This is a genomic window from Oceanicaulis sp., assembly GCF_965249665.1.
Classification (GTDB): Bacteria; Pseudomonadota; Alphaproteobacteria; order Caulobacterales; family Maricaulaceae; genus Oceanicaulis.
Genome location: NZ_OZ252247.1, coordinates 834603 through 859278 on the forward strand (window position 1 = coordinate 834603; position 24676 = coordinate 859278).

20 protein-coding genes and 1 tRNA gene are annotated in these 24676 nt (G+C 62.6%); 18 read left to right on the top strand and 3 right to left on the bottom strand.

Features of this window, described 5'->3' with window-relative positions; all coding sequences use genetic code 11:
* The first annotated feature begins 109 nt into the window (after nt 1-109).
* Nucleotides 110-2233: a sugar phosphate nucleotidyltransferase gene (locus ACP154_RS03935; RefSeq protein WP_421856519.1), complete on the top strand. Its 2124-nt coding sequence runs from the start codon at nt 110-112 to the stop codon at nt 2231-2233.
* 10 nt (nt 2234-2243) lie between these two features.
* On the top strand, nt 2244-3176 hold the full coding sequence (locus ACP154_RS03940; protein WP_421856516.1) for an ABC transporter substrate-binding protein: 933 nt from the start codon (nt 2244-2246) through the stop codon (nt 3174-3176).
* Here ACP154_RS03940 and ACP154_RS03945 read toward each other — a convergent pair whose 3' ends face one another.
* Nucleotides 3177-4043, bottom strand: coding sequence for a LysR family transcriptional regulator (locus ACP154_RS03945; protein ID WP_421856513.1), 867 nt, complete (start codon nt 4041-4043; stop codon nt 3177-3179).
* A 106-nt stretch (nt 4044-4149) separates the two neighbouring features.
* Here ACP154_RS03945 and cysG point away from each other — a divergent pair, with 106 nt between their 5' ends.
* The 12 genes from cysG to ACP154_RS04005 all read left to right on the top strand — a co-directional run bounded on the left by cysG (nt 4150) and on the right by ACP154_RS04005 (nt 15631).
* Nucleotides 4150-5550, top strand: coding sequence for a siroheme synthase CysG (cysG, locus tag ACP154_RS03950; protein ID WP_421856510.1), 1401 nt, complete (start codon nt 4150-4152; stop codon nt 5548-5550).
* Nucleotides 5547-5849, top strand: a complete 303-nt coding sequence (locus ACP154_RS03955) for a DUF2849 domain-containing protein (protein ID WP_421856508.1) — start codon at nt 5547-5549, stop codon at nt 5847-5849. Before cysG ends, ACP154_RS03955 begins: the two co-directional genes overlap by 4 nt.
* Complete coding sequence (locus ACP154_RS03960; protein WP_421856505.1) at nt 5842-7473, top strand: nitrite/sulfite reductase; 1632 nt, start codon at nt 5842-5844, stop codon at nt 7471-7473. The genes ACP154_RS03955 and ACP154_RS03960 overlap by 8 nt, the downstream gene beginning before the upstream one ends.
* The gene (locus ACP154_RS03965; protein ID WP_421856502.1) at nt 7463-8566 is read left to right on the top strand and encodes a phosphoadenylyl-sulfate reductase; all 1104 of its coding nucleotides are present in this window, start codon (nt 7463-7465) and stop codon (nt 8564-8566) included. The genes ACP154_RS03960 and ACP154_RS03965 overlap by 11 nt, the downstream gene beginning before the upstream one ends.
* Nucleotides 8567-8591: 25 nt before the next feature.
* Nucleotides 8592-9599, top strand: a complete 1008-nt coding sequence (locus ACP154_RS03970) for a cysteine synthase A (RefSeq protein WP_421856499.1) — start codon at nt 8592-8594, stop codon at nt 9597-9599.
* A gap of 11 nt (nt 9600-9610) precedes the next feature.
* Complete coding sequence (locus tag ACP154_RS03975) at nt 9611-10426, top strand: ferredoxin--NADP reductase (RefSeq protein WP_421856496.1); 816 nt, start codon at nt 9611-9613, stop codon at nt 10424-10426.
* Nucleotides 10427-10639: 213 nt separating this feature from the next.
* On the top strand, nt 10640-11620 hold the full coding sequence (locus ACP154_RS03980; RefSeq protein WP_421856494.1) for an NAD-dependent epimerase/dehydratase family protein: 981 nt from the start codon (nt 10640-10642) through the stop codon (nt 11618-11620).
* A gap of 112 nt (nt 11621-11732) precedes the next feature.
* Nucleotides 11733-12017, top strand: coding sequence for a hypothetical protein (locus ACP154_RS03985; RefSeq protein ID WP_107711740.1), 285 nt, complete (start codon nt 11733-11735; stop codon nt 12015-12017).
* A 110-nt stretch (nt 12018-12127) separates the two neighbouring features.
* The gene (locus tag ACP154_RS03990; protein ID WP_421856491.1) at nt 12128-13042 is read left to right on the top strand and encodes an ABC transporter ATP-binding protein; all 915 of its coding nucleotides are present in this window, start codon (nt 12128-12130) and stop codon (nt 13040-13042) included.
* Between the two features lie 4 nt (nt 13043-13046).
* Complete coding sequence (locus ACP154_RS03995) at nt 13047-13775, top strand: ABC transporter permease (RefSeq protein ID WP_421856488.1); 729 nt, start codon at nt 13047-13049, stop codon at nt 13773-13775.
* A gap of 78 nt (nt 13776-13853) precedes the next feature.
* Entirely contained in the window at nt 13854-15032 is a 1179-nt protein-coding gene (locus tag ACP154_RS04000) for a sensor histidine kinase (RefSeq protein ID WP_421856485.1), read from the top strand.
* Nucleotides 15029-15631 carry a response regulator transcription factor gene (locus ACP154_RS04005; RefSeq protein WP_107711744.1) on the top strand — a complete coding sequence of 201 codons (603 nt, stop codon included), beginning with the start codon at nt 15029-15031 and terminating at the stop codon, nt 15629-15631. Before ACP154_RS04000 ends, ACP154_RS04005 begins: the two co-directional genes overlap by 4 nt.
* A gap of 15 nt (nt 15632-15646) precedes the next feature.
* Here the strand turns inward: ACP154_RS04005 and ACP154_RS04010 are convergent, their stop codons facing one another.
* Nucleotides 15647-20554, bottom strand: a complete 4908-nt coding sequence (locus ACP154_RS04010; protein WP_421856482.1) for an NAD-glutamate dehydrogenase — start codon at nt 20552-20554, stop codon at nt 15647-15649.
* Between the two features lie 189 nt (nt 20555-20743).
* On the opposite strand from ACP154_RS04010, the gene ACP154_RS04015 reads away from it, so the two are divergent.
* On the top strand, nt 20744-21433 hold the full coding sequence (locus tag ACP154_RS04015; RefSeq protein ID WP_421856478.1) for an SDR family oxidoreductase: 690 nt from the start codon (nt 20744-20746) through the stop codon (nt 21431-21433).
* A gap of 778 nt (nt 21434-22211) precedes the next feature.
* Here the strand turns inward: ACP154_RS04015 and ACP154_RS04020 are convergent.
* Nucleotides 22212-22286: transfer RNA gene (locus ACP154_RS04020), tRNA-Gly, on the bottom strand.
* Nucleotides 22287-22427: 141 nt separating this feature from the next.
* On the opposite strand from ACP154_RS04020, the gene ACP154_RS04025 reads away from it, so the two are divergent.
* The 3 genes from ACP154_RS04025 (at nt 22428) to ACP154_RS04035 (ending at nt 24657) form a co-directional block, all read left to right on the top strand.
* Nucleotides 22428-22949, top strand: a complete 522-nt coding sequence (locus ACP154_RS04025) for a prolyl-tRNA synthetase associated domain-containing protein (protein ID WP_421856475.1) — start codon at nt 22428-22430, stop codon at nt 22947-22949.
* Nucleotides 22950-23027: 78 nt separating this feature from the next.
* On the top strand, nt 23028-23936 hold the full coding sequence (gene trxA / locus ACP154_RS04030) for a thioredoxin (protein WP_421856472.1): 909 nt from the start codon (nt 23028-23030) through the stop codon (nt 23934-23936).
* An 82-nt stretch (nt 23937-24018) separates the two neighbouring features.
* The gene (locus ACP154_RS04035; protein WP_107711748.1) at nt 24019-24657 is read left to right on the top strand and encodes an LON peptidase substrate-binding domain-containing protein; all 639 of its coding nucleotides are present in this window, start codon (nt 24019-24021) and stop codon (nt 24655-24657) included.
* Nucleotides 24658-24676: the final 19 nt, after the last annotated feature.

Consider the following 24676-nt stretch of genomic DNA (forward strand, 5'->3'; position numbering starts at 1 on the left):
AAGCGCTCGCTGAGACAGCTCTGCACACAATTGATTGCATGCCGTGAAAGCACCTGCGATAGCTGGATCGCGTACAGGCGCGGAATTGACCATCCGGGGGAGAGCGAACATGACCAAAGTCACGCCCGTCATCTTGTGCGGCGGTGGCGGCACCCGCCTTTGGCCCCTGTCCACGCCGCGAACCCCCAAGCAGTTTCTGCCTCTGACCGGCCCAAAATCCATGGTGGCGGAGACCCTGGCGCGTGTCAGTGATGACGGCCTGTTCGGACCGGCCCTGGCGATCGGCTCCAGTCGCCATCGTGATACGCTGCAACACGAACTGCCCGGCGTTCGCCTGGTGCTTGAACCCATGGGCCGCAACTCCGCGCCCGCGATCGCCGCAGCGGCCTTGCTGGCCGACCCTGATGAAATCCTGCTGATCCTGCCTGCGGACCACCACATCAAGGATGTGGCCGCGTTTCACCGCACCATCCGCAACGCTCAGCCCGCCGCTTGCGAGGGGCAGATCGTCACCTTCGGGATCAAGCCTGACTTCCCCGCCACCGGCTATGGCTATATCGAAGCCCTGCCCGCCGACAGCGCCGCCAAACCCGTGGCGCGCTTCGTCGAGAAGCCCGATGTGGAAACTGCGCGCACCTATATCGAAACCGGACGGTTTTACTGGAATGCGGGCATCTTCATGTTCACAGCTCAAGTGATGCGCGAAGCGTTGGCCGCCCATGCGCCCGACATTCTGGAGAGTGTAGAGGCCGCCCTGACCGAAGACGGCCAGCTGGATCGCACGGCGTTTTCAAAATGCCGCTCTGAATCCATCGACTATGCGGTGATGGAAGCCGCGGACAATATCTCCGTGCTACCCGCCTCCATGGGATGGAGCGATGTGGGTGATTTTCGCGCCGTGCACGCCCTGCACGCCGAGGCGACCCATGATCCGGTCGTTCTGCGCGGCGCGGTGGTCGCGCCGGGCGCCGAGCGTGTGTTCATCCAATCCTCAGGACCCAAAGTGGCTGTGCATGGGCTCGACGCGATTGCGGTCATCGCCACGCGAGACGCTGTGCTGGTGTCGAGCCTGGACGGCGCCGCCGGGATCAAGCCGGCCGTGTCCGCCATCCAGACTCTGGGGCAAACCCTTTTGCGCGCTGACCAGCGCCAGCGCCTGGGCGATTGGCTTTGGAACACCGTGATGCCGGGCTGGGCCGCGCGGGCGATCGATCCTGCAACCGGCGGCTTTGTTGAAGGCCTCGACATGGCTGGCGAGGCCGCAAGCGCCTTGCCCCGGCGCGGGCGCGTCGCGCCCCGGCAATTGTTCAGTTTCGCACGGGCCAAGCAGTTGGGCTGGAACCCGGAGGGCGCCGCGGACGCCATCATCGAAGCCGCCATCGCGTTTCTGAACGGCCCGGCGCGCGCGCCTCAGGGCGGTTGGGCGCATGGCTTTGACGGCGCGGGCCAGATCAATGACCCCCGCCGCGACTTTTACGACCATGCCTTTGTAGCGCTGGCGGGCGCGGAACTCGCCGCTTTGGGCGATCCGCGCGGGCAAGCGCTGGCGGAAGAAGCCTTCACCCTGATCGATGAGCTCTTTGCCGACGACATTTATGGCGGCTGGGTGGACCACGAAACCGGCGGCGGCGGCAAATTGTCCAATCCGCACATGCATCTTCTGGAAGCCAGCCTGCGCTATTACGAAGTCATGGGCGACTCCGCTTCTGCTGATCGCATCCAGACCATCGCCACGCTGTTTGAACGCTTCATGTTCGCGCCTGAGACCGGCGCGGTGCTCGAACGTTTCGGGCCGGACTGGACGCGCATCCGCGACGACCGGATCGAACCCGGACATTGCTATGAATGGATCTATCTGCTGAGCGAGACCGACCGCCTTGTGGGCCGCGATTGCGGCAGCTGGCTGCGCCGGATACACACCTTCACAGAGAGCAACGGCATCCGCGACGGCATGGCGCTGAACATGCTGGGCAATGGCGATGTCGGCTATCGGCTGTGGCCGCAGCTTGAACGGCTCCGCACCTATATCACTTTGGGGTCACCTCAGGCGCCGGTGAAAGCGATGATCGACGAGATTCATAGCCGCTTCCTCAACCCAGGACCCGCCCATGGATGGGTGGACCGGCTGGATCAGGACTTCGAACCCGCGGTCTCTCATGTGCCCGCCAGCATGATTTATCATCTGATGACCGGCATCGCGCCCTTCGTCGCACGCCCGACACCTGACCGTTAGAGTCTGCCGAATGCGCATCGCCTCCCTGCTCGCAAGCTCGACCGAGATCGTCGCCGCCCTGGGGCTGACCGACAATCTGGTCGCGGTTTCCCATTGCTGTGACTGGCCGCCTCAAGTTCATAACTTGCCGTCCCTGACCAGCGCGCTGTTCGAAGCGCAGACCGCGCGTGACATCGACAAAGCCGTGCGCGAGAAACTGCAGGGACAGGATGCGATCTATGCGCTGGATGCGAAGGCGCTGGCTGCGCTCAAGCCGGATCTGGTCATCAGTCAGGCCTTATGTGATGTCTGCGCGGTCTCCGGCGCCGAGGTCAGTCAGGTTCTGAGCCAGCTCACTCCGCTGCCCACGCTCGTCAATCTCGAGCCCTATTCGCTGGGCGACATCCTTGAAACAATTACACTGATTGGTGACGCCGCCGGGGTCAGTGATCGCGCTGCGGCGCTCCGCGCCAGTCTTCAGGCCCGGATTGACGCTGTCGCCGTTCGTACAGATTCTCTGCCCGGCCCGCAGCCACGCACTGTGCTTCTGGACTGGACCAGCCCGCCTTTTATTGGCGGGCACTGGATGCACGAACTGATCACGTTGGCGGGGGGACAGGATGCGGGCAACACTGCCGACCGCCCCAGCCGAACGACAAGCTGGACAGAGATTCTCGCCCTGAATCCTGAGCGACTGGTCATTGCGCCTTGCGGCTTTCCTGTACCGCGTACGATCGAAGACATTGCATCCGATAGCGAGACCGTCTCCGCGTTGCGCCATCTGGAGGCTCAGGGCTGTCAGCTCACCGTGTTCGACGGCAACCGCTTGTTCAGCCGCTCTAGTCCGCGCATTGTCGACAGCCTGGAAGCTCTGGCCCATTGGCTATGGCCCGCGCATCATCCGGCGTCCGATATCGAGCCGGAGATGGGGCCCGTTCATCCCCTCTGCGCTCTCACAAACTGATCACAGCTCTCCCGCAAGGTCCTGACGCGCCGCCGCGCAGGCCTTGAGGTGCTGAGCGATGCGTGTTGCGGCGGCGGATGGGGATCGTCCGGCGGCAAAGTGAAGAAAATACGCCTGATCGCTGGGCTGATCGCCATTGGCGAAAACCGGGGCCAGCCGTCCGGCGCGGATGGCGTCATAAGCCAGAGGCTTACGCCCCAGCACAATCCCCGCCCCCTGTTCCGCCAAAGCCAGAGCAGCTTGGGAGTCGCTGACTTTCAAGCGCGCTTCCGCTTGCAGCCCATAGCCGCCTCGAGCACTCAACCATTGCGCCCAGCCCAGCCCGCTGTGGCTATCCTCGATCAGCGGCAGGGTCTCAAGCACGTCCAGCCCAGCATCTGCAGATACAAGGCCGGGCCGCGCCAGAGGGGTTAGAACTTCATCCATCAAACGCTCCGCCCCGGCAGGCGCCGAGGCCACGGTCGAGCGTGTCAACGTCAACTCCGCGTCTTCGTCAGGCCCAACCAGACGAATTGCAGCGTCGACGCCGGGCAAATCCCGGCTGAGCCAGGCGATCATGATATCGTGATCCGCCGCCAGCGTGAGGGTCGGCGTCGCCTGAACGGCCCGCAAGGCCGCGCTGGCCTCCCCCATCAATTCAAATCCGCGCCGCAAGGGCTCCAGCGCCGCCGCACCGCGTTCGGTCAGCACGAGCCTGCGGCCTTCGCGCTCAAACAGGGGCGCGCCAATCAACGCCTCCAACTGGCGCACCTGTTGGCCCACGGCGGCGGGCGTGACGTTGAGCTCCTCCGCAGCGCCGACAAATCCGCCCTGACGGGCGGCGGCTTCAAAGGCGCGCAGAGCGTTGAGAGGGGCGAGACCAGCCATATGCCACCATCAAAAGAATTTCTTTCTATATGGCGCAAAAATACTGATTTGTAAAAAGATCGCATGATGGCGACAGTCGGGGCCGATTGAAAAGAGGCCTCTCTCTATGGACCAGTTCCTGCCCGCCATTCCCCTCTCCGGCGCCCGTGTGGTCGTGCTGGGCGACGGCGAACCCGCATTGAACAAGCTGCGCCTGTTCCGCACGGCGCCCTGCGAGCTGATCTGGTGCACGCTCGGCGTATCCCCGGTCCTGCCCTCGGATCTGAACCCCAACACGCGCATCGACACCCGCGCGCGGCCGCACGACGTCTTCAAAGGCGCCCGGTTGGTGTTCATCGGGATCGAGGATGAAAAGCGCGCGGTGAAACTCGCTGCCAAAGCCCGCAAGGCCGGGGCGCTGGTCAATGTGGTCGACAATCTGCCGCTCTGCGATTTCTACACGCCCGCCCTGATTGATCGCGGCGCCATCACCATCGCGCTGTCCTCTGGCGGCGCCGGTCCTGTGCTGGTGCGTGATCTGCGCAGCGCGCTGGAAAGCGTCATCGCGCCGGGCGTGGGTCTGCTGGCGCAAACCGCGAAAGGGCTGCGCCAGCGCGTCTCAGATGCGTTCCCGAGCGTAGACGCACGCCGCAAGTACTGGGAGCGCGCCTTGCGCGGCCCCGCCGCCCAACTTGCCGATGCGGGCGATGAAGACGGCGTGCGTCATGCGCTTCTGGACGCCCTGAAGGATGACGCCCCCACCCCCAAAGGCGTGGTGCATCTGGTGGGCGCGGGACCAGGTGATCCTGAACTTCTGACGGTGAAAGCTGCGCGTCTGATCCGGGACGCGGATGTGATCGTGCATGACCGGCTGGTTTCACCTGAAATCATCGACCGCGCCCGCCGCGACGCCCACCGCATTGATGTGGGCAAGCGCCAGGGCGACCACCCGGTGCCGCAAGAGCGCATATGCGAAATCCTGGTCGAGCAGGCCAAGCTCGGTCGCCGGGTCGTGCGCCTGAAGGGCGGCGACAGCTTCATTTTCGGGCGCGGCGGCGAAGAAGTTGACGCCGTTCGCGCGGCTGGCATCGAGGTTCATGTCACACCCGGCATTTCTGCGGCGCTGGCTGCAGGCGCCCAGGCGCAGATCCCGCTCACCCATCGTGACGCCGCTCAGGCCGTGACCTTTGTGACCGGACGCCCGAAACTCGGCGGCCCAGACCTCGATTATTCCGCCCTCGCTGCAACCACCCACACCCTTGTGGTCTATATGGGCGTCGCGGTGGCTGCGACCTTGTCGCGTCGTCTGGTTGAGGCTGGACGTTCGCCCGCCACGCCCGTGGGGATCATCGAGAACGCCAGTTTGAGCACCGAGCGGCGGGTTTTCACCACGCTCGGCGCGCTGGCGCACACCCTCTCGTCTGAAAAGCTTAGCGGCCCAGCCGTCCTCGTGATCGGGGATGTGGTCGCCTATGCGCCCGAGCATCTCGCAAGCCTGAGCCAGAAAGCGCTGGAGCACGCCGCATGAAAACCATCACAGCAAACCGCCTTACCGATGGCCGTGTGGTCTATCTGGCGACGGACCATAGCTGGACCGAACACGCCGATGAGGCCATCCGTCTCAATGCCGATGAGGTCGAGGCCGCCTTGAACATCGGCCTGCGCGATGTCCTGCTGGTGGTCGGCCCCTACGCCATCGACATTGATGCTGAGGCGGACGGCTTTGCACCGGCAGGTCGCAAGCATGTGCGCGAGACCATTCGTCTGTCCGGCCCCAGCGCGGGCTCCACCAAGCTGGCCTCGAACACGGGTGGCGCGCATGTATAAGTATGACGACATTGACCGCGCCGTCCTGGACGCTCGCACCGCGGAGTTTCGCGAGCAGGTTCATGCGCGCCTCTCCGGCGCGCTGAGCGAGGACGAGTTTAAGCCGCTGCGCCTGATGAATGGAGTCTATCTTCAGCTGCACGCCTATATGCTGCGGGTCGCCATCCCTTATGGCGTTCTGTCATCAGAACAAATGCGCTCGCTCGCCTATGTCGCGCGCACCTATGACCGGGGCTATGGCCATTTCACCACACGCCAGAACATCCAGTATAACTGGCCTGCGCTGGTGGATATTCCGGACGTGCTCGACCATCTGGCGGGCGTGCAAATGCACGCCATCCAGACTTCGGGCAACACCATCCGCAACACGACCACCGACCCGTTTGCGGGCGCCGCGGCGGACGAGATCGCCGATCCGCGTCCCTGGTGCGAGCTGATCCGGCAATGGTCCACGACGCACCCTGAATTCACCTGGCTGCCGCGTAAATTCAAAATCGCAGTCACCGGGTCTCCAGAAGATCGCGCCGCCATTGGCGTACATGATATCGGCCTGCGCCTGGTGCAGAATGACGCCGGAGAAACCGGGTTCGAAGTGCATGTGGGCGGCGGTCAGGGCCGCACGCCGATTGTGGCCAAAATCATCCGGGAGTTCCTGCCTCAGCGCGAGCTTCTGGCCTATCTGACCTCGATCCTGCGCGTCTACAATCTCGAAGGCCGCCGGGACAATATGTACAAGGCGCGCATCAAGATCCTGGTCGACGCCATGGGACCTGACGCATTTCGCGACGCCGTCGAGGCCGAATATGAGGCCAGCCGGGGTCGCGCCCTGACCTTGCCGGTGGAAGAGATCGAGCGGGTCAGCAGCTATTTCGCCCTGCCCGCTGAAGGCCAGCCGCTGACCGACATCCCGACCGGCTCGGCCTTCGCCCGCTGGCGCGCGGTGAATGTGAAGCCGCACAAGGTGAAAAACCGCGCCGTCGTGGTCATCCCGCTCAAGGCGCCGGGCGCCACACCGGGCGACGCCAGCGCGGATCAGATGGATCTCATCGCCGATATCGCCGACCGGTTCGCGCTGAGCGAAATAAGGGTCAGCAAAGAGCAGAATCTGGTTCTGCCCCATGTGGACAAGGCGGCGCTGGGCAAACTCTTCGCACTGCTGGATGAGGCGGGGCTCGCCACGCCCAATGCGGGCCGCGCCAGCGACATCGTCGCCTGCCCCGGGCTGGATTATTGCAATCTCGCCAACGCCCGCTCCATCCCCATCGCGCAAGCGATTTCGACCGGCCTTCATGAGGCCGGTCTTGATGACGCGACCGGCGATCTGACCATCAAGATTTCAGGCTGCATCAATGCCTGCGGCCACCACCATGTGGCCAATATCGGACTTCTCGGCGTCGATAAGGCGGGGGAGGAGGTTTACCAGCTCACTCTAGGGGGTGTGGGGGACGGCGCCGCCGCCATCGGCAAGATCCTCGGGCCCGGCCTGTCGGCGGATGACGCCGTGACCGCCGTCATCGCCTGCGTACGTGTCTATGCCGAGCACGCTCACGCCCAGGAAACCTTCATCCAGACCCTCAATCGGCTGGGAACTGAACCCTTCAAGGAGGCCGTCTATGGCGCGTGATGCTCTCGCTCGGGTCCAGCAGACCCAGTCCGTGGAATTGTCGGGCGACGCCGCCCCTGCCGACGCGCGAGCCGCCATTGAAGGCGCGGAGCGGGTCGTGATCCGTTTTCCGACCTTCAAGGATGGGCGCGGATTTTCTCTCGCCGCGCTGCTGCGACGCTCCGGGTTTGAGGGCGAGTTGCGCGCGGTCGGCCCCGTGCTGCCCGATCAGGTCGATGATCTGTTGCGGATGGGCTTTGACGCAGTGGATATCGAACGCCCCGAAGGCCCGGCCCGCAACCGCAATACCGGCGGCGCACCCTATATCTACCAGCCTGACCCCGGTGCGGTGACGGCGCGCCCGACCGCCCTGCATATCCGGGCGCTGGCGGCGCGCAGGGCGACTGCAGAAGCGCTCGCGTCAGAGTTGGACGGAGCGACTCCCGAAACCATTCTGGCGACCACAGCCCGGATCTATTCCGGGCGCATGGCCATGCTGTCCTCGTTCGGTGCGGAAGCGGCGCTGGGACTGGCGCTGGTGGCCGAGATTGCCTCAGACACGCCAATCCTGTTTCTGGACACAGGCCTGCATTTTCCTCAGACGCTGCGTTATCGTGATCGCCTGGTCGAGCATTTGGGATTGTCCAACCTGCATGTCCTGACACCCGATGAAGACGAGGTGCGCGCTCAAGACCCTGACGAAACACTGTATGACCAAGACGGCCAAGCCTGCTGTGATCTGCGAAAAGTCCGCCCCTTGGGCCGCGCGCTCGACCCGTTTGACGCGCTGATCACGGGCCGCAAGCGTTATCATGGGGGTCAGCGCGGCGACATTCCGGCTGTGGAGTTTGACGGGGAGCGGGTGAAGATCAATCCCTTCGCCTTCCTGAGCCCCGAAGAGGTTTCGGCCCGCTACAAGGCGCTCGACCTGCCTCGCCACCCGCTGGCGGAAGACGGTTACGCCTCCATCGGCTGCTGGCCTTGCACCGCGCCCTCGGACGCGCCCGGCTCTCGCGATGGCCGCTGGGCTGGCCAGGACCGCGAAGAGTGCGGCATCTTTGATCCGGTGCGCGCTGAGCGCGCCAAACGCGCTGGCGCTGTCCGCCTGATCTGAGGCGGCTGATCAAAGAGGACGCAATATGACCGCACCGATTGTGGAGCTGATCGGCGACACGCCGCTGATCCGCCTGAAAGCTGCGTCTGACGCTACGGGCTGTGAGATTTTCGGCAAGGCCGAGTTTCTCAATCCCGGCGGCTCAGTAAAGGATCGCACCGCGCTGGGGCTGATCCGGGCGGCGGAAGCGGACGGATCGCTCACACCCGGCGGCGTCATCGTTGAAGGCACGGCGGGTAATACCGGCATCGGTCTGGCGCTTGTCGCGGGCGCGCTGGGCTACAAGGCGCTGATCGTCATGCCGCGCGGGCAGAGCGCCGGCAAACGCGAAGCCTTGGTCGCAGCCGGCGCGCAAATCATTGAAGTCGATCCCGCCCCCTATTCCAGCGAGCATCATTTCGTCCATACCTCGCGCCGGATCGCTGAAAGCCTGCCCAACGCTGTGTGGGCGAACCAGTTTGATAATCCCGCCAACAAAGCTTTCCACGCCGCCACCACCGGCCATGAAATCCTTGAACAGACCGGCGGTCAGGTGGATGGCTTCATTTGCGCGGCCGGTACGGGCGGATCTCTGGCGGGGATTGCGTCCGCCCTGCGCGCGGCCAAGCCAGCCGTCACAATCGGTCTCGCCGATCCTGCAGGCGGCGCGCTCTATTCGTGGTTCTCCCAAGGCGAACTCAAATCTGAAGGCGGCTCGATCACCGAAGGCATTGGCGTTGGCCGGATCACCGGTCAATTGGAAGGCCTTGAGGTCGATCACGCCTATCGCATTGAAGACGCTGACTTCCTGCCTCTCCTGTTTGATCTCATCCAGACTGAGGGCTTGTCGCTGGGCGGGTCCGCCGGGGTGAATATCGCGGGCGCGATCGCCCTCGCCAAAGACCTCGGACCGGGCAAGACCATCGTCACCCTCTTGTGTGATTCCGGCGCGCGCTACGCCGGCAAACTCTTCAACCCTGATTTCCTGCGCGCCCGCGGGCTGCCGGTTCCGCCCTGGACTGAACCGGACGCTGTAGCGGGCCTGAGCGCCTGACGGAGACCGATATGCTTGACGCCGTACAAGACGCTGACGTGATTGACCAAGGCGCGTTTTTCGCCTGCAAGGTCACAGAAGTGGAGCATTTCACCGACGATCTGTTCCGCTTTCGCACGGCGCGACCCTCGAGCTTGAGATTCCGCCCCGGCGAGTTCCTGATGATCGGGCTGGACGGCGAAAAGAAACCCATTCTGCGCGCCTATTCCGTGGCGAGCCCGAGCTGGGACGACACACTGGAATTTTACTCCATCAAGGTGGAGAACGGCGCACTGACCTCCCGCCTGCGTCATATCCAGCCCGGCGACCGGGTGCTGGTCGGACGCAAGCCCACCGGCACGCTGGTCACCGATGCGCTCAAGCCCGGCAAGCGCCTCTATATGCTGTCCACCGGCACCGGCGCTGCGCCTTTCGCCAGCCTGATCCGGGAACCGGGCGTCTATGAGCAATTTGACGAAGTGGTCTTCACCCACACCTGCCGCACCAGCGCCGAGCTGACCTATTCGCGCAGCCTCGTCGAAGCGCTCAAAACCGATCCGCTGGTGGGCGAGGCCGCTGCAGGACGACTGGTCTATTTTGACAGCGTCACCCGCGAGGACGGGCCGCGCACAGGACGCATCACGACCTTGATCGAGACCGGCGCGCTTTTTGAGCTGATTGACCGTTCCGCCCTGAACCCTGAAACGGACCGCGTCATGATCTGCGGCTCCATGGCGATGCTCGAAGAGCTCAAGACCATGCTCGAAGCGCGCGGTTTTGAGGAAGGCTCGAACGCCAAGCCGGGCGATTTCGTGGTCGAGAAGGCGTTCGCCGGCGAGGGAGTCTAGGACACGTCGGCGCGCGCAGCGACCAGATATGGACGCTGGGGACGGCTTGGGGCATGGTCGCGCCAGGAATCAGTCGTCTTCACGACCGGCTGATCATCTCTGCGCGATGCGATCGGCTTCGGTCGTCAGTTTCTGACCTGACGCAGACGATGAGGTTTATAATGCCGTTCGCGCGCCCCTCGGCGTCCCGCGACGGGGAGGGAGACTGCAGGCATGACCTCGCCTGTGATCGTCACCGGCGCCGCCGGTTTCATCGGCATGCATACGGCGGAGCGTCTGCTGGCGCGGGGTGAAACCGTCATCGGAATTGACGGGTTTAACACCTATTACGACCCCGCCCTGAAAGAGGCGCGCGCCGCCCGGCTGTGCGCCCACAAAGGTTTTGAACTGGTCCGCGCCGACATTGCCGACCACGACGCGTTGAAGGCGCTGGTCGCGCGCTCCGGCGCCAGACGGATCGTGCATCTCGCCGCCCAAGCCGGTGTCCGCTACTCCATCGACAATCCCTTCGCTTATGAGCGCTCAAACCTCGCCGGTCACCTGTCGGTGCTGGAGGCGGCGCGTCATAACGACGTTGAGCATCTGGTGTACGCCTCTTCCAGCTCGGTCTATGGCGACCGCCCCTTGACGGGCGAAGGCTTCAAGGAAAGCGATCCCACCGTCTCACCGGTTTCGCTCTATGCCGCGACCAAGCAGTCCTGTGAGCTGATCAGCCAGAGCTACGCCCATCTTTACGGCATTCCGCAAACGGGTTTGCGATTCTTCACCGTTTACGGTCCATGGGGTCGCCCGGACATGGCCTATTACAAGTTTACCGAGATGATCGCCCGCGGCGAGCCGATCGAGGTCTATGGCCAGGGCCGCATGGCGCGCGACTTCACCTATATTGATGATATCATTGATGGTGTGATCGGCGTTCTGGATGCACCGCCGGCACGCAACGCGCACGAAATCTACAATATTGGCGACAGCCAGCCCGTGGGGCTGATGGATATGATCGCCTCCCTTGAGCAGGCTCTGGGCATGAAAGCGGACAAAATCATGCGCCCCATGCAACCGGGCGACGTGACAGCCACCTACGCCGACATCAGCCGACTCAACGCGAAAATCGGCTATAAACCCAAAGTCATGCTCACCGAGGGCTTGCAACGGTATGTGGCCTGGTGGCGGTCCTATAAAGGGCGCACAGCCTAGTCTTGTTTGATTTTGCCTGCATGATTTAGAGCCTGTTAATACTTTATTTACAACGCTGGTTGGGGCTTTGTTCAACCTTTTCGGCTACCTTCGATAATCATGGAGGACTGTCATGCAGGCACACCGCAAGACTGAATCGCACGCCGACCCCGCCTCTGCCGCTCCCGCTGAGAGCGCTGTTCAAGGCGTTGTGCCTCCGTTCCCGAAAGCTGATCCGTCTGCGGCTTACGCCATTCCTTCTCCTGCGCACGCCTTGCAGGAGCGACTGGAAACCGCATTCGCCGAGCCGGTGATTGAAAACCGCTGGAGCCCACGGCAAACCCTCGCCTTTCTGATCTTCACCTGCGGCGCCTTCTGGGGCGCAATGGTGGGCGGCGCGATCCATCTGTTTGGTTGAACTCCGCAAAAGGTGACATCTGTCACCTGCGCCGGATGACGCGCGTCACTCCTATCTCATGCTCAGGCCTGACAGAGTTTGGTTTCCACTGAACCAATCTGTGAGAGCCCATGACTTCATCCCCTGACATTGCGCCTGTCCTGCAGGCGAGCGCGCTCACCCGGCGCTATGGCCGAAAGACAGCGCTTGATGCGGTGGACATAAGCGTGTCCGGCGCCGGCGTTCTGGCGCTGTTGGGGCCCAACGGCGCCGGCAAGACCACATTCGTGCAAACCGCTCTGGGTCTGGTTCGCCCCAGCGCGGGCGCCTTGCACGTGTTTGGCGCCAAGCCGGGAGATCACACCATCAAGACGCGAGTTGGCGTGATGATGCAGGATACAGATCTGGCGGACACGCTCACAGGACGTGAATTACTGGAACTGTTCGCCAGCTATTACCCGGACCCGGCTGATCTCGACTCCCTGATCGAGCGGTGCGCGCTGACTGATTTCGTCAAGCGGCGGTACGGCCAGCTTTCTGGCGGTCAGAAGCGGCGCATCCAGTTCGCGCTGTCTCTGGTCGGCCAGCCGGACCTGTTGTTTCTGGACGAACCGACCACCGGGCTCGACATCGAAGCGCGCCGCGCCCTGTGGGCCGTCGTACGCGAAGTGGCGGCGAACGGAACTCTGGTGGTGCTGACCACGCATTATCTCGAAGAAGCGGACGCCTTGGCCGACCGGGTGGTCGTTTTGCAAAACGGACGCGTCATTGCTGACGACACGGCGGACGGTCTGCGCACCCGCTTGGGCGGTGCGGTGATCAGCTGCGTCACCAGCCTGTCTGATGAGGCGCTTCACGCCTTGCCCGGATTAATCGCGATGAACCGGTCAGGACGCAAGGTTCGCCTTCAGGTCAGCGAGTCGGTCGCCTTTCTGAAAGCGCTCTTGAGCGCAGATTCCGCCCTCAGCGATCTCAGCGTCGCTCAACCCACCCTGGAAGACGCCTTTGAAGCGCTGACGGGCCAATCTGATCCAGAGGGAGCCTGATCTCATGGCGAATGCATATCTGGCTGAAATCAAGGCTGAAATTCTCAAACTTGCGCGCATGCCCGAGTTTGCGATCCCGACTCTGATCCTCCCGGTGATGTTCTTCACCCTGTTCGGCGTGATCATCCCCGGCAGTCGCGACAACGCGCCATACCTGCTGTCCACCTTCGGCGTCTTCGCGGTGATGGGGCCGGCCTTGTTCGGTTTCGGCGCCGGCGTGGCGCAGGAGCGCGAGCGCGGCTGGCTGACCCTCAAGCGCGCCGTGCCGGCGCCCGCGTCCGCTTTGCTGGTGGCGAAAACCGCGGCAACCATCCTGATCGCCAGCGTTTCGCTGGCTGCGATCTACGCCGTGGCCGCTTTCGCGGCTGGTGTCAGCCTGCCCGCGGCGGTCTGGCTCGGCCTGTTGGCGGTCCACGTCCTCTCCGCCATTCCCTTTGTCCTGATCGGTTTGGCTTTGGGTTTTGTGTTCGGGGCCAACGCCGCTGTCGCGATCGCCAACATTCTCTATCTGGGAATGGCGGTTCTGGGCGGTTTATGGATGCCGGTCAGCATCTTCCCACGCATCATGAGGGAGATCGCCCAGGCTTTGCCGAGCTTCCATCTCGCCGAAATCGCGCTCTCTGTCAGCGGAGCCGGTGGAGACACAGCGATGCTGGAGCATGTCCTGGCAACGCTTGTGATCACAGCGATTGCGGCGGGTCTGGCGCTTCTGGCCTGGGCGCGTCAACGCTAGAGGCTGGCTCTGAGTGGCGGAGCAGGGCAGGGTAATCCTGACCCGGCTCCGCTGCTTGCTACAGGAAACACGTCCATCATGGCGTCAGAACCGACCCAAAAGCTCGATAGGCTGTCCCAAGACGCCGCACCCCATGATCGAGGGCAGAAATGGACGGGTCGCGTACGCGGCTTGTCTGAAAGTCCGGCCTTCTACCTGATCTATCTGGCTTTCTATTTCACACCCTGGTTTTTTCAGCTGCCGGGCCTGCGCGATGCTCTGATCAGTTTTGCGGCCGTGGGCAGTTTCATTCCTGTGTATCTGTACGCCAACGCCGGTGATCCATACCGCAATGGCGTCAAAACCCACCGCATACTCATGGCCGCCGGCTACGCGTCCTTTCTGTCGCTGGCGCTGATCCCTGTGGTGGGGATGAGCGGCAATTTCCATATTTTCGCTGTCACCCTTCTGGCCGGACTGAGACCACAGAAAACCGCCCTTCTGGTCATGGCGGGCGCCAGCGCTTTTTATCTGTGCGCTTCCTGGCTGCTGAATGTCACGATCTTTGAGATGGTGCTGTCGCAATTCATCGCCGTGATGGCGGGCATGGCGACCATGGCGGGCTATGATACCGCGGCGCGCGTGTCGACACGCGAGCGAAATTTGCGCATGGAGGCTGAATTGGCGGCGCTGCGTGAACGCGAACGGATTGCGCAGGATCTGCACGACCTGTTGGGCCATACGCTGACGACGATCGCCGTCAAATCGGAATTGGCCGCGCGCCTTCTGGACGCTGATGCGAAGCGGGCGAAAACCGAGATTATCGAAATCCGCGACGCCGCCCGCATCACTCTCAAGGATGTGCGCGCCGCCGTCGCGGGCATGCATGTCACGACCGTTCATCAAGAACTGGCGCGCGCCCGATCCGCGCTTGCCGCCGCCGAGATCCGGTTAAGCGTCGAAGGCGAGGCGCCAGAGCTCGACCAAGCCGCCCATTCCACGCTGGGCCTGGCTCTGCGAGAGGCGGTCACCAACATCATTCGCCATTCCGGCGCGCGGAGCGCTCGTATCCGGTTTGCGCCTGAAGGCGCGCTGATCATCGAGGATGATGGCTGTGGCGGCGAGCTTCATGCCGGAACCGGCCTGGATGGCATGCGTCGGCGCATTGAATCCCTGGGAGGAGAGATGACGATCGAGAGTGGGGATTCCGGCGTGCGCGTCACCCTCAGCCTGCCTCCCGCCAAACCTGGCCAGCAGAGCCTGGAGCAAGTCTCATGATTTCCATTGTCATCGCTGAAGACCAGTCGCTGCTGCGTGGCGCGCTGGCCGCCCTTCTGACGCTCGAACCTGATATCGAGCTGTTGGCCCAGGCGCAGGATGGCGAAGAGGCTGTGCGTCTTGTGCAGGACCTCAAACCTGATGTTCTCGTCACCGACATTGAAATGCCGGGACTGACCGGCATCGAGGCGTCCGAAGCCTTGCGCCAGTCGGGCAATGAGACCCGTGTTCTGATCGTCACGACCTTCGCCCGCCCCGGCTATCTTCAGCGGGCGCTGCAGGCCGGCGTCCTCGGCTATGTGCTCAAAGACGCGCCCAGCGAGGAATTGGCGAACGCCGTGCGCCGGGTGGCGCAGGGTCAACGCGCCATTGCTGCGGAACTGGCGGAGAGCGCCTGGAGCGCACCGGTGATGCTGACGGCGCGTGAACGCGACATACTGAAACTGGTGGAAGAGGGCAAATCCAACAAGGATATCGCCCGCTCGCTCAGCCTGTCGCCTGGCACGGTGCGGAACTATCTCGCTGACGCCACTCAAAAGCTGGGAGCCGCCAACCGCATCGAGGCGTTTCAGATCGCCCGCGAAAACGGTTGGCTCTAATCCTCAGAGTTGAGGCTAGCTCTTGTCCACAGTCGCTGCGAGCTCGCGCAATTGCGTGGAGCAAATCGCGACTTTCGACAGCGTCCAGCCACCGGTGGCTGTGATTTCCTCCAGCGCCCGGTCCGCGCGCGCCACCATCAGCTTCTGAGCCTCCGCCCAGGCGCTGACGACCTCTGACGCCCAATCCGCACCCGGCGCGCTGAGATCCTTGACCAGATCCGGCCGCTCCGCCTGCGCGTAGGCCATCATGCCCTCGCAAATCGCCTGCTGACTGCCATACAAATCCTCGATCAGACGACGCATGGCCAAGCGGTCCCAGTGCAGGTTGGAGGACAGCTGATTGCCCGCCGCCCGCAGCTGGTCAAACATGAAGCGGGCGCCCACAGCGTGATAGAGCCGACCCGCTGCAGCCAGCGGCCAATTCGATGACTTGCCCAGATCAATCACGTCCGAGGACGACGTCAAAGGACGCAGCCGCGCCACGTCGCGTGCAATGTCTTCAGGAGCGCCGGCGGCTACATAAGACTGAAACCGGCTCTCCAGCGCTTCGCAATCAAACGGGCTGGCGATGTCTGTCACCAGCGGTTTCAACTCATCCACGCCGGGCTGATAGGCCGCGATCACATCCGCAATCGGTACAGCGTCCTGCCCCAGCGTCCGACGCGACAGCCAGTAGGTCTGACGGCGCAGTAGACGGATCACCTCGTCATGAAGGGCGATCTGGACTTCGGCCGGAGCCTTGTTGTCGAGCGCATTGATCCGGTCGCTGTAATCCTTGAAGCGGAAAATGCTGCGCCCGGCCTCAAACGCACGCGCGATCGCCGCGATATCCGCGCTTGTGCTCTCGATCGCGCGATTCACAAATGTCGGCCCGCCCAGATTGACCATGTCGTTGGCAAGGCGTGTGGCGATGATCTCGCGCTTCAGCCGGTGCCCCTGCATGGCGTCGGAGAATTTCTCCAGCTTGTCCGGGAAGTAAGTCACCAAAGAGCGGTTGAAATGCGCGTCATCCGGGACATCGGAGTCCACCAATGCATCAAACAGCGCAATTTTGGCATAGCTGATCAGAACGGCGATTTCCGGCCGCGTCAGGCCCTGGCCCTGATCCTTGAGTTCGCGGATCTGGTCAGAAGCCGGCAGACCTTCAACCTTCCGATCCAGACGCCCCGCCTGCTCGAGCCGCTCCATCATCCGCTCATGCGCATCCAGGTCTTCAACCGCATGTTCCTTGGCGATGGTGATCGCCAGGGTCTGATCGTAATTATGCTCCAGCACATGATCGGCGACCGTATCGGTCATGGATTCAAGCAAGGTGTTGCGGTCTTCGAGCTTCATCGAGCCCTCGCGCATCATCGGGTTGAGCAAGATCTTGATGTTGACCTCATGGTCGGAGCTGTCGACGCCTGCTGAGTTGTCCACAAAGTCCGCATTCACCCGGCCGCCATTGCGGGCGAACTCAATCCGGGCCGCCTGGGTGACCCCCAGATTGGCGCCCTCGCCGATGACTTTGGCGTTCAGCTCCCTGGCGTCGATGCGCAACGCGTCATTGGCCTTGTCGCCGACCTGGTAGTTCTGCTCGGACGACGCTTTGATGTACGTGCCGATCCCGCCGAACCACAACAGCTCCACATTTGCTTTCAGGAGCGCGCGGATCAGATTGGCGGCCGAAGCGGTGTTGCCGGTCAACCCGGTCAGTTCACGAACTTCATCGGAGAGTTTGATCGATTTCGCAGAGCGCGGGAAAACCCCGCCGCCACTTGAAATCAGGGACTTGTCATAATCCTGCCAGCTCGACCGACCCAACTCGAACAGGCGCTTGCGCTCTTTCCAGGTTTTCTCGGTGTCGGTTGGATTCGGATCGATGAAGATATCGCGATGGTCAAAGGCCGCGATCAAGCGGGTCGTTTTGGACAAGAGCATGCCGTTGCCAAACACGTCGCCGGACATGTCGCCCACGCCGATGACGCTGAACGGTTCAGACTGGATATCCTTGCCCATTTCACGGAAATGGCGCTGGACGCTGACCCAGCCGCCACGCGCGGTGATGCCCATTTTTTTGTGGTCATAGCCAGCCGAGCCGCCCGACGCGAAGGCGTCGCCGAGCCAGAAGTCGTACTCGTCCTGGGCCACCCCATTGGCCATGTCGGAGAAGGTGGCCGTGCCCTTGTCGGCGGCGACGACCAGGTACGGGTCCTCGTCATCCCAACACACCACCTTGTCGGGGCGTTTGACCGCGTCATCAACAAGGTTGTCTGTGATGTCGAGCAGGCCGCGCAAGAAGGTCTTGTACGCTTCCTGGCCCTCCGCCAACCAGGCGTCGCGATCACTACGGTCCGGCAATTGCTTGGGATAAAACCCACCCTTGGAGCCCACCGGCACAATGACAGCGTTCTTGACCTGCTGAGCCTTCACCAGACCCAGCACCTCGGTGCGGAAGTCTTCGCGGCGGTCTGACCAGCGCAAGCCGCCGCGGGCGACGGGGCCGAAGCGGATATGCACGCCTTCGACGCGCGGGCTCCAGACGAAAATCTCACGATAAGGCTTGGGATCGGGCAGTTCGCGCACATCCCGGCTGGAAATCTTCATAGAGATCCAGGGCTTGGCCTGACCGTTTTCGTCGGTCTGGAAGAAGTTGGTGCGCAAGACCGCTTCGATCAGGCGCAACATCCGGCGCAGCGCCCGGTCATGGTCAAGGCTCTCCACCCGCTCCAGCAGAATGCGGATCGCCTTGCTGACATCCTTGGCGTGGCTTTCGCGGCTCTCACCCCCGAAATCGAGGTCAGGATTGAACTTGGTGTTCACCAGCTCCATCAGGCCGCGCGCGATTTCAGAGTTTTCCGCCAGCGCTTCTTCCTGAATGGCCTGAGAGGGGTCGAGGCCGGTCTGCTGGCGATACCGCGCCACCGTGCGCAGGAACGCCGCTTCGCGCCAGCTGACACCAATGCCCAGCACCAGCTTGTTAAAGCCGTCATCCTCGGTGCGGCCTTCCAGCACGGCCAGCAGCGCGTCTTCAAACGCCGCCGCTTCCGTTTCAACCTTTTCGGCGCTCTCCCCGTTCAGCGAGGCTTCAAACTCGTGCACCCATACAGCGTCATCACCGGAATCCGAGTGCCGTTGCACCGCATAGCCCGCCTCGGCCAACACATGCAGGCCCAGATTCTCAAGCACCGGCATGACACCCGACAGCGCAACCGGCTCGCCGCAGCGATAGAGTTTCACGCGCAGCCGGTCCTTCGCGTCGCCCTCGACACGATAGGCGCGAGCGGCGGTTTCCCCACGCGTGGTTACGCGCTCCATCCGACCAATATCGGCCAGCGCCTCTACGGGGGTGAACCGTTCGCGATAGCCGGCGGAATACCCGTCCAGATAGCGTGTCACCGCACGGCGCAAATCCGCCTCGCCCGAAGCGCGCGCCGCCTGATGCAGCTCGTCTTCCCAGGTCCGGGCCAGAGCGGCCATCTCACGGTCCAGTTCGGACGGGTCGGGTTCGGGGTGGTTGAACGGGTCAAGCCCGATGATGAAGTGCACTCGCGCCAGCGGCGCATCGCCGAACTGCGGATAGAACGCCGACAGACGTCCATTGAACGCCGCCCGAATGGTCTCGCCCGCCAGTTCACGAACTTTCGAATTATAGCGATCACGCGGTACGAACAGCAGGCAGGAGACAAAGCGGTCAAACTGGTCGCGGCGCATGAACAGCTTGGTGCGCGGGCGATCATGCAGATGCAATATGCCCAGCGAGATATCCAGCAGATCCTGTTCGTCAGTCTGGAAGAGCTCGTCGCGGGGATAGTTCTCCACGATGTTCTGAAGCTTTTTGGCGGAGTGCGATCCGGGCGCCTTCGCAGCCTTGTCGAGCACACGGCGGACCTTGCGGCGGATCAGCGGCACTTCCCGCGCCATCTGGTCATACGCTTCGGCGGTGAACAGACCCACGAAACGGGTTTCGCCCACCACATTGCCGTCGGCGTCATACCGTTTGACGCCGATATAATCCATGTAAACGCGGCGATGCACGCGGCTCTTCATATTCGCCTTGGCCACGATCACCGGCGAAGGCGCGCGCATATACGCTTCAATCGCCGGGGTCAGCATCATCGGTTCTGCGCTTTTGCGCAGCACCTTGCGGTCGGGATCGCGCAGAACCCCGCGCCCGGATTCAGACTTCACTTCCGGCTTCTGTGAAATCTCGCTGTCAGCGTCGAAGTCGAACTGATAGGTGCGGCTGCCCAGAAAGGCGAAATGGTTGTCGCGAAGCCAACGCAGAAAAGCGACGGCTTCTTCTTGTTCTTCCTTGGAAGCGGAGGTGTTGGCGTTGGTCAGATGATCGATCGCATCGTCCATCTCCGCGCGCATGTCGTTCCAGTCCTCGACCGCATCGCGCACATCGTCGAGCGTGGCGCGGACGCCCGCCTCCAGACGCTCGCGCACATCGTCGCTGAGCAGGTCGAGATGCACCTGGATCATGGATTCGTTCAGACACCGACCGCCGGACGGCGCCCGATTCCCGTCTTCATCGCGCCGCACCTGAACCACAGGGTGAAACATCGCCATGACGTCCAAGCCCTGGCTGGCGATCTCACCCATAACCGAATCCACCAGGAACGGCCGGTCCTGACCGATCACTTCAAGGATATCGCGATCCAGACTGCGTCCGTCCGCGCCATGGGCGGTGCGCACGCGAATCAGAATCTTGTCCGCGGGGCGCGCCTCGCCGTACCGCCAGAACTCTTCGGCCAGCGAAATCGCATCCTGTTCACTCACGCTCGCGAGGTCATCCGCCAGAGCATCGCCCCAGAGCTGGTCCAGGAAGCTCTCTGAATCCGGCCCGTTGTCGCCAAACGCCGCTTTAAACCGGCTGCGTGCGGCCTTTAAAAAGGCCTCTCTGTCATATGCGTGCCTGACGCTGACCACGGCGTTCATAATAGAGGGCTCCTGAAACGGAAAAGAGGTGGACGGTGGACAATGTTCATCGAAAAAGGCTGAACATATGCTTTGCAGCCTACTCCCGCACGCGCTGGGTTCAAGCGGTACTGAGCGGCTAGACCTGCAATCATGGCTGTGCTTGATTTCAGGCCAGAAAAACAACAGATTTCCGTATCGGAGACGACCATGCCCCACGCTCTCATCACCGGCGCCAATCGCGGCCTGGGCCTTGAGCATGTCAGCCAACTTCTTAAGCGCGAATGGACCATCAGCGCAGCTGTGCGCGACCCCGAGAGCGCCGATGCGCTCAAGGCGCTCGATCCCGGCGATGGCCGACTGAATATCCTGGCGTACGACGCAAGCGATCTGAACGCCGCCAAGGCGCTCAAGGATCAGGTCAAGGGACCGATCGACATCCTCTTCGCCAATGCCGGGGTCATGGGGCCAAAGGAACAATCGTTCGGTGAGGCCGCCAATGACGGCTTTCTGGACACGTTTCGCATCAACACTCTGGCGCCGCTGGCGCTGGCGGAAGCCTTTGCTGATCAAGTGGCGCAAAGCCAGCTCAAGGTGATTGCGCTGCAATCAAGCCGGATGGGCTCCATCGCGGACAATGACAGCGGCGGCCGGTACGCCTATCGCGCCTCAAAGGCGGCGCTGAATGCGGTGGGCAAATCCCTGAGCATTGATCTCAAGGACAAGGGCGTCGTCGTGCTGACCTTGCATCCAGGCTGGGTGCGCACTGACATGGGCGGACCGAACGGCCTTCTGACCCCCACCGAAGCGGTGAGCGCACAGCTTGATCTGATCGCTCGCGCCAATCCGGCGATGAGCGGCCGCTTTTTTCATGTTAGCGGCGAAGACCTGCCCTGGTAGGATAGTCGCCCGTCTCAGACATGAAAAACCCCGCAGCCCAAGGCTGCGGGGTTTTTTATATTTAAGCGGCGCCGCCGGACGGGGACAGGCATGTCCGGCGGCGCCTGCAGGCCTCATCGGGCAGGCTGGGGGGACGCACTCTGAGGCCTGTAGGGCTCACTGACAGGTTTCAGCGAATCTCATTCATCAAGAGCTGATGTAGAGACCATTACCCGAAGCGCAAGCGGCGACGAGGCTGACAGTCAGAAAAATTCCAGTTGCGATCACGAGTGAAACGGCGCGGGCCATGGTTGAACCTTCTTTCTTTTCTTGTTTTCGGCTTGCAGCCGATTGGCCAAGACCGGAGCGGGGAGGCGATGAAACGCAGTTGCGTTTCGCAGCCTTCCGGTTGGGGAGGAGACCGGTGGGCCCAGATCCGTCCTTGGCGAATTCAGATATGGGACGCGGCAACCGTCTTCGCCACACATCGAAGCTCACGCTTGCGTGAAATGTGTGTTTCCGGATCGGCAACACTGTAAACCGGGATGGGGCGGGGCGGATCAAGCCGTAGGCGGTCCAGAGGGATTGGAAGCCGTTTGACGCCTCGGGGGAAGGCTGACGATTGATCCGCCCCGCAAAGTCCATCCTGATACGCGGTCTGCGTCCGCCCCTGATCATGGACAGGGACAGCTGGCGCAGCCTCAAACGCATTTCGCCGGCCCGCGGGCCGGCAACTGGGGGGCTTGTCCGGGCGTAATGCCCGGCTGCAGGTACAAGCCTTATAGTCGTCTGAAGAAAATGGAGCGGGCGATGCGATTCGAACGCACGACCCTCACCTTGGCAAGGTGATGCTCTACCCCTGAGCTACGCCCGCTCACTACCTGCGTACAGGGTCCGGCTTGCGCCGAGGCCGGGTATATCGCTTATCGACGTTCGTTTTGCAAGCCTGTCCTGTACAGCTTTTGCAGTATATGCGCAGCTTGCCTCTTCAGACCTGTCTTGCTGAGCTGACGCCATGACCCAAACGCCCCCGCTTCCCGTCCGCCCTGCCTCCCGGCAGGCCTTGTTTGACTATCTGGACGCACTGGGCATACCGCATGAAACCTATGAGCATGCACCTGTCTTCACTGTCGATGAAGGGGAAGCCATCAAGGCCCAGATGCCCGGCGGCCACACAAAGAACCTGTTTCTGAAGGACAAGAAGGGCGTGCTGATCCTGATCTCAGCCCTGCAATCCACCCAGATCGCCCTCAAACATCTGCACAAGACGCTGGATTGCGGACGATTATCGTTCGGAAAGGCTGAATTACTTGAAGAGGCTCTGGGCGTTACACCAGGATCGGTCACGGCCTTCGCCCTGATCAATGACCCTGAACACAAGGTGCGCTTCGTGCTCGATCAGGCGCTCATGGAGCACGACACCGTCAATTTCCATCCGCTGAAGAACGACGCCACCACCGCCATTCGCTCCCATGATCTGCTGCGATTTCTGACAGCGCTCGGCCGCGCTCCGGAAATTGTGACCCTTAAGGAGTGAGTGGATGCGCTTGCATCGCGGCCCTGAAGCGGCCACCTAAAGAAAAATCACTTTCGCTCCCTGCAGGAGACCCCAGTCATGGAAAATTTTGGAACGAACAGTCATCAGGCGCCCGCTGGCGCTGATCTGGTCAAGGACGGCTCCGACCAGAGCTTCATGACCGATGTGATCGAACCGTCCAAGGACGTGCCGGTGCTGGTGGATTTCTGGGCGCCCTGGTGCGGACCCTGCCGTCAGCTGGGACCGACGATCGAACGCGCGGTCACCAAGGCAGGCGGCAAGGTGAAGCTCGTCAAGGTCAATATCGACGAGAACCCCGGCATCGCCGGCCAGCTGCGGATCCAGTCCATCCCCGCCGTCATCGCCTTCAAGGACGGCCAGCCGGTGGACGGTTTCATGGGCGCCCTGCCCGAAAGCCAGGTCAATGACTTCATCAACCGCATGACAGGCGAAGTCTCTGAAGAAGAAGTGACCGCCCTGGTCGAGCGCGCACAAGAAGCCCTGGACCAGGGCGATCTGGGCGGCGCGGCGCAAGACTTTGCTACGGTTCTTCAAATGGACAAGGAAAACGCCGACGCTCTCGCCGGCATGGCGCGCGTGCATCTGGCAAGCGGCGATCCGGTTCAGGCCAAGGCCATTCTGGACAATGCCCCCGAAACGCTGAAGTCCGCCCCCGCCATCGCCGCCGTACGCGCCTCCATGGAGCTGGCTGGCGAAGCCCAGGACGCGCCGGATGTCAGCGAGGCGGAAGCAGCGGTTCAGCGCGCGCCCGACGCCGGGAGCTGGCACACTCTGGGCCGGGCGCGTCTCGGCGCCGGCGATATGGACGGCGCAGCGGATGCGCTTCTTGAGTCGATTGCGATTGATCGCGACTATGATGACGCCGCTGCGCGTCAATTATTGCTGCGCGTATTTGAATCTGCCGGCGCCGGCTCGGAGCTGGCCAAGAACGGTCGTCGCCGTCTCTCCTCCATCCTGTTTTCCTGAGCCCCTCTCGGGACTGCAGTGCTCGACTGCGGTCCCGATCGGGCTATCTGGGTTAAGACGACAGCATGAAGAGCGACCTCCCATGTCCCAGATCATCAAACCGCCAAGCGAGATCAAACTCTTCCCCATTCGCGGCTGCATCTTGCCGCCAGGGGAGCATTTGCCGCTGAACGTCTTCGAGCCGCGCTATCTCAACATGGTCGATGACGCTTTGGCGGGCGACAATTTCATCGGCGTCATTCAGCCCGCGCCCGGCGGCTCTTCTGACAAGCCTGCGCTGGAGCAGGTCGGCGGCGCCGGCCGCATCGTCAGCCATCAGGAAACCTCCGACGGGCGCTATTTGCTGGTGCTGGAAGGCGTGATGCGCTTCGCTGTCGAAGAAGAACTGGATGTGCGCAAACCCTATCGCGTCGCCCGTGCAGACTACCGGCCCTTTACCCAGGACCTGGTCGAAGCGCATCTCACGCCCATGATCGAGGTGACGGGTCTTCTGGATCGATTGCACGCCTATTTCGATCTGGTCGGGATCGAAACCGACTGGCCAGCGCTGGAACAGGCGCCCTTGTCTCTGGTGATCAACAAGACGGCCATGGCCGCGCCCTTTGATCCGGTCGCCAAACAACGCCTTCTGGAGGCGAGCTCCATCCCCCAGCGGGCCGAACTGCTCGACACTCTGATGCAAGACAGCCTCAGCCAGGCGTCAAGCGGCTCGGCAGGCTAGACGCCCGCCAGAGGCCCAC